9 protein-coding genes are annotated in these 6,351 nt (G+C 62.2%); 6 read left to right on the top strand and 3 right to left on the bottom strand.

Going from position 1 to position 6,351, the window contains the following annotated elements; genetic code table 11:
- Positions 1-595: lyase family protein (locus EOA85_RS24340; protein WP_245485987.1), on the bottom strand; the 595-nt coding region annotated here is incomplete at its 3' end.
- A 146-nt stretch (positions 596-741) separates the two neighbouring features.
- Positions 742-1,524 carry an NIPSNAP family protein gene (locus EOA85_RS24335; protein WP_127211461.1) on the bottom strand — a complete coding sequence of 261 codons (783 nt, stop codon included), beginning with the start codon at positions 1,522-1,524 and terminating at the stop codon, positions 742-744.
- Positions 1,525-1,617: 93 nt separating this feature from the next.
- On the opposite strand from EOA85_RS24335, the gene EOA85_RS24330 reads away from it, so the two are divergent.
- Complete coding sequence (locus EOA85_RS24330) at positions 1,618-2,304, top strand: TetR/AcrR family transcriptional regulator (RefSeq protein ID WP_127211460.1); 687 nt, start codon at positions 1,618-1,620, stop codon at positions 2,302-2,304.
- Between the two features lie 36 nt (positions 2,305-2,340).
- On the opposite strand, the gene EOA85_RS24325 is transcribed toward EOA85_RS24330, so the two are convergent.
- Positions 2,341-2,928: a hypothetical protein gene (locus tag EOA85_RS24325; protein ID WP_127211459.1), complete on the bottom strand. Its 588-nt coding sequence runs from the start codon at positions 2,926-2,928 to the stop codon at positions 2,341-2,343.
- Positions 2,929-3,053: 125 nt separating this feature from the next.
- Between EOA85_RS24325 and EOA85_RS24320 the strand changes: the two genes are divergently transcribed.
- The 5 genes from EOA85_RS24320 to EOA85_RS38195 all read left to right on the top strand — a co-directional run.
- Positions 3,054-4,184, top strand: a complete 1,131-nt coding sequence (locus EOA85_RS24320; RefSeq protein WP_164759848.1) for a metallophosphoesterase — start codon at positions 3,054-3,056, stop codon at positions 4,182-4,184.
- A gap of 251 nt (positions 4,185-4,435) precedes the next feature.
- Positions 4,436-4,756: a metalloregulator ArsR/SmtB family transcription factor gene (locus tag EOA85_RS24315; RefSeq protein WP_127211457.1), complete on the top strand. Its 321-nt coding sequence runs from the start codon at positions 4,436-4,438 to the stop codon at positions 4,754-4,756.
- Complete coding sequence (locus EOA85_RS24310) at positions 4,753-5,535, top strand: SRPBCC domain-containing protein (RefSeq protein WP_245485986.1); 783 nt, start codon at positions 4,753-4,755, stop codon at positions 5,533-5,535. Before EOA85_RS24315 ends, EOA85_RS24310 begins: the two co-directional genes overlap by 4 nt.
- A 394-nt stretch (positions 5,536-5,929) precedes the next feature.
- Positions 5,930-6,139: a cold-shock protein gene (locus EOA85_RS24305; protein WP_127211456.1), complete on the top strand. Its 210-nt coding sequence runs from the start codon at positions 5,930-5,932 to the stop codon at positions 6,137-6,139.
- Between the two features lie 20 nt (positions 6,140-6,159).
- Positions 6,160-6,351: hypothetical protein (locus EOA85_RS38195; protein ID WP_206523357.1), on the top strand; the 192-nt coding region annotated here is incomplete at its 3' end.

Genomic DNA, 6,351 nt, shown 5'->3' with positions numbered 1-6,351 from the left:
GGGCGAGGGGCGTCGCGTCCTGCGTATGCGTGCGGCCGATCTTGATGATGTGGGCGAAAGCTTTGGTCTTGGCTTCGAGCGCCGCATGCAAATGCTTCAGCGCCGGCAACAGGTCGTGCACGATGCGCTCGGCGCAGGCGATGTGCATGGCCGTCGGATAGGTATCGTTCGACGACTGGCTCATATTGACGTGGTCGTTGGGGTGCACCGGTTTCTTGGAGCCCATGACGCCGCCCAGCAGTTCGATCGCCCGATTGGAGATCACCTCGTTGGCGTTCATGTTGGATTGCGTGCCCGAGCCGGTCTGCCAGACGACCAGCGGGAAATGATCGTCGAGCTTGCCGTCGATGACTTCCTGAGCGGCTTCGACGATCGCCTTGCCGATGGCCGGGTCGAGCCGCTTCAGCTCCATATTGGTTTCGGCCGCCGCCCGCTTGACGATGCCGAGCGCGCGAACGATCGACGCCGGCTGCTTTTCCCAGCCGATCTTGAAATTGCCAAGCGAACGCTGCGCCTGCGCGCCCCAATAACGGTCGGCGGCGACGTCGATGGGACCGAACGTGTCGGTTTCGGTTCTGGTCTCTGGCGCGCTCACTTGTGTCTCCAGTCTGTCGAATTCGGCACCGGCGTATCGCGTTGCACAAACGGCTTCAAGCGGAGATTGCGAGCCGCAAGGATGCAAATCGTTTGAAGGAACCTCACTTCCTTCAACCGCAGGGGGAGAAGGAAGAGGCTTGCCTCTCACCGCCCAAGCAGCGACTGTGAGGTTGCAGATAGGCGCAAGGTCTTGGTCGATCTAGCCAGACATGACTGGGCCTCCCGCTCGAGTGCCTGCCACTCCGGGGAACTGGCAAGGGCTGCCTCGTGGCGGGCATGGGCGTCCGCGCTGTCGAACGCGGTGACGCTGATGAAGACGTTTTCACCTGATCTCACCGGCAGGCGGCGAAAGCTGTTTTCGGCATGTTCGGTAACAAACGCAGCAAGTGGCCGTGCGCCAAATTCCGCCAGCGTGGCAATGGCGTCGGTTTCGAAGCGGCTGGCGAAGTCGGCCTCGGCGCCGGGCCGCAGATGATGAATCTTGATGACAACACTATCCGACAAGCGATTGTCTCCACTTCGCTTTTCGGAAGCCGGCACGGCTGTCCGTTGTGAGCCTGTCAGCTGGAAACCCGCGCCCGGCCATGCCGGTTTCAGCAACAGCACGTCCTCGGAGGAAATCATCGTGGCGTTGGCGGCATCGCGCCAGGCCGCCCATACGGGTCCCTCGTAGAAAGCGGTCAGCGCATTTTTCCGCGCTTCCATACCGTCGAAGCCGCGCAGCCAGACGAACATGTCAGGCCGGTCGAGATCGCGGAACTGACCGATGATCGTCATCCCCGCCGCTTCCTGACCATCGATCAGGTGACCGTCGAAGATGTCGATCAGAGTGTCGCGCCGGCCAGGTTTCAGTGTGTATTGCCTGAGCTCGACGACCGGCGAGGCGGTGAGGCTGGATTTCGACGGGGCATTCGGGGGCAGGCTCATCGCACGGTCTCCAAAACAGGGTGTTCATCCTGTTTAAAACAGACCGGTTGTCCTGTTTTGTCAATCTGCTATCGTATGGAAATGTCAGCAGAGATGATCGCTCGCCTGAAGATGCGGCCCGGGAAACGCACCAACGACCCGGACGGCCTGCGCAAACGCGTGCTCGATGTGGCCGAAGCCTCCTTTCAGGTGCGCGGCTACCACGCTTCCAGCCTCGGCGACCTGATGGCGGCGGCGGGCGTCACCGGCGGCGCGCTGCATCATCATTTCCCGACCAAGAAGGCGCTGGCGCTGGCGGTGATCGAGGAGCGGGTCTCCGCGGCCGTCGAAGAAACATGGATCGCGCCGGTGCAGGCGGCAGGCTCGGCGCGCGAGGGCGTGCGCAGCGTGTTCGAGGCCGTGGCGGCGGAACTGGAGCAACAGGGTTTCGTGCGCGGTTGCCCGCTCAACAATCTGGCGCATGAACTGTCGCTGGCCGATGCGGATTTTCGCGCTGCCCTTGCCGGCATCTTTTCGGCATGGCGCCAGGCTATCGCCGACAAGGTACGGGCCGACCAGCAGGCGGGCAGGGAGCAGGACACCGATCCGCAGCGCTTCGCCGCGCTTGCGGTCGCGACCTATTCCGGCGCCATGTCGATGGCCAAGACGGCGCAGGATTCTGGTGTGCTGCGCGATTGCCTGAACGCGCTGGAGCAGGGAGCTTCCCCAGTTTCGTCATCCAAGGGCGGAGCAGGAGCGAAGCGACGTCGCAGGGTGCTGCGGCAGTACAAAGCCTTTTGATGCCGGAGCGCCAGTCGCCCTCTGCCCTGCCGGGACTTAATTCGGCAGCGGTTTGATCACCTCGTAGCCGACCACGCTTTCGCCGCTGGTGCCCTCGTCATAGCGCCTGGCCAGAACGGCCTGCAGGTCGGGCGCGTACAGCGCGGTGAATTCATCCTGTGTCTTGCCGGCCTCGTTCTTGATCGTCTGCCGGACGGCGAGCACGTTGTATTTGCAGTCGCCCAGGCTGAAGGTCTCCTTGCCCTTGACGTTGATCTCGAGCGTCTCGGTGCCCTTCGGTTGTTCGTTTGCTGCGAGACGGACGAATATGGTCTTGCTCTTCGCCCCGGCCTTGAGCGGAAACAGCTTTCTGAGATCGGAAAACGGGATCATGGCAAGCTGACCGGTCTCGCTGTCGCGAAACACCTCGATCAGGCCACCGAACAGAAACTGCGTCTGCGGCGATTGGGATTGGTATTCGTTGGCAACCGACACCATTCCAGCCGCCGCCGGTCGAAACTCGCTGTGGATGCCGGGCCTTTCGAGAATGAAGCCGGCCTTGGCGGCTTTGGCGTCGAAACACTCGGCACCATGAGCGGCGCTCGCCAGGATGGTAAGTGCCGTGCCGATGGATATAGCCTTCATAGCGTCCTCGTCTGCCCGGCAAGTTGAGTCCTGACACTGAAGGAATGCCAGACCTGCGGCATCGTGTCGACATACCGTTCGAGCCAACTGGACGAAGAGGCGCCGGCTGTGCTGAATCTCGCGTCATGAATGGCATCTCGGCAGGATCACTCTCCCGGCGCAGCTTCCTGGCACAGGCGGCAGCGTTGGCTGCAGCCGGCTCCCTTGCGCGACCGGCGCTCGGAGGGACCGGGCAGGGCATTCCGCCTGTCGACGCCACCTTCCTGTTCGTCGCCGATGTCCATGCCTGCCGCATGGCCAGCGGGCTGAGCCCCAATTGTCAGCAGGAAGGCAAGACCGACGCCGCCTTGCTGCGCAGTGTCGCCGCCTTGAACGCCCTCGGCGAGAAGGACTGGCCGGCCGAAATCAACGGCATCGCCACCGGACTGCGCTCGGCCGGCAGCCGCATTGGCACGCCGCTCGGCCTCGTCGTCGGCGGTGACATGACCGACGACGGCGGCGGCCAGGTCACCCAGCCCAGCGAAGGCACGCAGCTGCTCCAGTTCAGCCAGCGTTACCAGCAGGGTGTCGGCCCCGATCGCGTACATATGCCGGTCTATGTCGGGCTCGGCAACCATGATCTCGACCAGAACGGCCCGCCGCAGCACGTCGACTGGTACCGCCGCGAAATGCGCGATTATGTCGAGATCAACCATCGTGCCGGCGTGTTCTTCAAGCCGCCGGTGCCGGCCACCAGTTACGATGTCGACACCGACTGCTACTCATGGGACTGGGGCGGCCTGCATCTCGTCCAGACGCACCGTTTTGCCGGCGACGCCGGCCACGGCGCGGTATCCAGCCTACCATGGCTGGAGCAGGATCTGGCGACCTATGCAGCGGATCGCCGCCCCGTCATCCTGTACCAGCACTATGGCTGGGATGTTTTTTCGACCGAACGCTGGAATCCCGCCAAAAGCACCTTCGACGATGACGGTACCGGTCCGCCGCATTGGTGGAGCGAGGCGGACCGGCAGGCGCTGCTGGCGGCGCTGAAGGGCTACAACGTCGTCGGCATATTCCACGGCCACCAGCACGAGACACCAATGATCTACCGCCGCGACGGGCTCGACCTGTTCAAGCCGAAGGCCGCCTATATGGGCGGCTTCGCGCTGGCGCGAGTGACCAGCGACAGCATGGACGTTGTGCTTGGCGAAGCCACCGGCGACAACGGCGAGGTCGCTTTCACCAACGCTTTCTCCAAGCGTCTTAGTTTCTAGCCGGCGGCCGTGCCGCCTTTTTCTTCACCCGCCGGGCGATCTGGCGAAGGCAGGTCTGGAGACGCCGTTCGAGACGGCTCTGTGCCGACCGGGCCCGGCTGGCACATCACCAATCCTGCGAAAGCAGGCCTCGATCAGCGGCGCGCGTCAACAAAATCGTCATCAGGCCATCCGAACAGGAACGCTGAACACGAGCTGCAGTTGACAAGAGGAGAGGATCGGCATAATAGGTAACCAAATGGATACGTATTATGCCGCAGGCTGACCATGACCGTTCCGTTTTCCGGGCGATCGCCGACCCGACCCGACGCGCCATCCTCGACCGATTGCGCCTGGGGCCGGCGCCCGTCAACGAACTTGCCTCGGACTTTTCGCAGAGCCGGCCGGCGATCTCCAAGCATCTGCGGGTCCTGCGTGAGCTGCGCGTCGTCTCCGAGCAGAAGATCGGCCGCGAGCGGCTCTATCGGCTGGAGCCGGCCGAGCTCAAGGACGTGGCCGACTGGATCTTGCCCTATCGCGATTTCTGGCAGGCGAGCCTCGGCAATCTGAAGTCCTATCTCGAGAGCGAATGATGACCAGCAACGACAGACCGCGCGCGATCGCAGACGTTTCGTCGGGCACCATCCTTGCCACTGTGACGATCGCAGTGCCGCCGGAGCGCGTGTTTCACGCACTGACCGCTGAAGACCAGATCCCGCTCTGGTGGGGTTCGGACGAACAGTACCGAACGACCAGACATATCGCAGACGTGCGGCCGGGCGGCGCTTGGCGTTCGGAAGGCAAGGGCGCCGACGGCGAGGAATTCCATGTCCAGGGTGAGTATCTGGAGGTCGACCCGCCGCACAGGCTGGTGATGACGTGGAAGGCGCCGTGGGACGGCGACAATGTTACTACCGTCGTATACATGCTCGAAGCGGTCGAGGCAGGAACCCGGCTGACCCTGCGCCATCAAGGTTTTGGTGCGCGCAAGGAGTCGTGCCGCGCCCACGGCTCCGGCTGGGAGCACGTGCTGGGTTGGCTGGGCGATTTCCTCACCAGCGAGGGGAACGGCAAGCCACAGGCCGTGTTCCACTGCAGGCTCATACCGCCACGGTCCGATTTCGCCTTCACGATGACCGCTGCGGAAGAGGCGCTGATGAAGCAGCATTCGGACTATCTGCACCGCAAACTCGCCGAGGGCAGGGTGCTTTTGTTCGGACCGGTCGCCGATCCAGCCGGGCCATGGGGCCTTGGCATCGTGCGGGCCGAAGACGAACAGGGCGCCAGGGAACTGACCGAAGCTGATCCGACGGTGCGCTCCGGGCTGGGCTTCCGCTACGAGATCCTGCCGTTGATCACCGCGGTGACGTGAGCGCGGTTCCTCCGACGCATGCAAGAACGCCCCTCGTGCTTCTGCGCGGGGGGCGTCCTGTTGTCGTCAGCCTTTCTCAAGATCGCTCTTTCAAAATAACTTTCGACATAGGCAAAATGCACGAGAGCCAAAACGGTTCCCGCATGTCGGTGTGATTTTGCAGTCGGGCACCGTCGATTCCGCGCAGACAGCGGCAGCGAGATATCACCGGCCGGCAAAGCAAAAATTGACGCAAAAGAAGTCTAAAAGCAATTCGTCGATATTTGTTTGACCGACTTTTGTTATCCGCGTGTCCAGGCGCGTCTTTGACGAACTTCCCCCATCAAAATCGAGACAAACGCTGTTGTGCATTCGCATGACGGCGAACGAATATGTGCTACGGAAAGGGTTCGTTATGAGCACAGGCACAGTTAAATGGTTCAACGCCACCAAGGGTTTTGGTTTTATTCAGCCTGACGACGGCTCGGTCGACGTATTTGTCCACATCTCGGCCGTAGAACGCGCCGGAATGCGCGACATCGTCGAGGGCCAGAAGCTCGGCTACGAGATGGTCCGCGACAACAAGTCGGGCAAGATGTCCGCCGATCAGTTGAAGGCGGCCTAAAACGGAATTCAGCTTCGCCGGTGACCACGGATGTACTGGCATCGGTGAACGGCGAATTCCAGCGCATGACCCGGGAAACATCACTTTCCAGAAAGGATCATGCGCAAATGAGAAAGTGTCAGCGGGTTCAACTGGACGCGCGGCGCTTCAGCGGGAGGTCAGGCAATGCCTGGCCTTTTGCATTTCGCGCTTCAAAAATCGGAAAAGAGCAC

This window comes from Mesorhizobium sp. M5C.F.Ca.IN.020.29.1.1 (assembly GCF_003997375.1).
Classification (GTDB): Bacteria; Pseudomonadota; Alphaproteobacteria; order Rhizobiales; family Rhizobiaceae; genus Mesorhizobium; species Mesorhizobium wenxiniae.
The sequence above is the reverse complement of the archived record's forward strand: the minus strand, read 5'-3'. Positions and strand labels throughout refer to the sequence as shown.